Raw genomic sequence first — 1,335 nt, forward strand, 5'->3', positions numbered from 1 at the left:
CGGTGGCTGTTTGTTGTTTGAGATTTGCATAGTGGACGCGAGCATCTTTGTGGCCAAGTTTTTAAGGGCACACGGTGGATGCCTTGGCATCAGGAGCCGATGAAGGACGTGGGAGGCTGCGTTAAGCCCCGGGGAGTCGCCAACCAGACTGTGATCCGGGGATGTCCGAATGGGGAAACCTAGCATCCGTCATGGGGTGTTGCCTCCGCCTGAATGTATAGGGCGGTTGGTGGTAACGCGGGGAAGTGAAACATCTCAGTACCCGTAGGAAGAGAAAACAATAGTGATTCCGTGAGTAGTGGTGAGCGAAAGCGGATCAGGCTAAACCGCAGGCGTGGAAAAGCCGGCAGGCGTTGCGTGTGCGGGGTTGCGGGACCTTCTGACGGTTTCTGCCGGAACCGTAAGCAGTGAGAAATCCAATGGATAGTCGAAAGCTCTGGGAAGGGCTGCCGGAGACCGTGAGAGCCGGGTAGGCGAAATCGGTTGGACTGCTGGAGGGGATCCCAAGTAGCACGGGGCCCGAGAAATCCTGTGTGAATCGGCCAGGACCACCTGGTAAGCCTAAATACTCCCTGATGACCGATAGTGGACCAGTACCGTGAGGGAAAGGTGAAAAGCGCCCCGGTGAGGGGTCGTGAAATAGTACCTGAAACCGTGTGCCTACAAGCCGTAGGAGCGTAGGTCGTCTTCGGGCGGCCTGTGATGTGACTGCGTGCCTTTTGAAGAATGAGCCTGCGAGTTATGGTGTGTGGCGAGGTTAACCCGTGGGGGGAAGCCGTAGCGAAAGCGAGTCTGAATAGGGCGTTTTGAGTCGCATGCTGTAGACCCGAAGCGGAGTGATCTAGGCATGGGCAGGTTGAAGCGCGGGTAAGACCGCGTGGAGGACCGAACCCACCAGGGTTGAAAACCTGGGGGATGACCTGTGTTTAGGGGTGAAAGGCCAATCAAACTCCGTGATAGCTGGTTCTCCCCGAAATGCATTTAGGTGCAGCGTCGCGTGTTTCTTGCCGGAGGTAGAGCACTGGATGGCCGATGGGCCCGACAAGGTTACTGACGTCAGCCAAACTCCGAATGCCGGTAAGTGAGAGCGTGGCAGTGAGACTGCGGGGGATAAGCTCCGTAGTCGAGAGGGAAACAGCCCAGACCACCGACTAAGGCCCCTAAGCGTGTGCTAAGTGGGAAAGGATGTGGAGTCGCAGTGACAACCAGGAGGTTGGCTTAGAAGCAGCCACCCTTGAAAGAGTGCGTAATAGCTCACTGGTCAAGTGATTCCGCGCCGACAATGTAGCGGGGCTCAAGTACACCGCCGAAGTCGTGGCATTCACACATTACGCC

At 56.8% G+C, this 1,335-nt stretch carries 1 rRNA gene; it reads left to right on the top strand.

Annotation, left to right across the window (positions count from 1 at the left end):
• Positions 1–51 precede the first annotated feature (51 nt).
• Positions 52–1,335, top strand: a 23S ribosomal RNA gene (locus Psi01_RS42865); the annotation flags it as partial.

The sequence above is a fragment of the Paraplanobispora siamensis genome (genome assembly GCF_016863175.1).
GTDB lineage: Bacteria > Actinomycetota > Actinomycetes > Streptosporangiales > Streptosporangiaceae > Planobispora > Planobispora siamensis.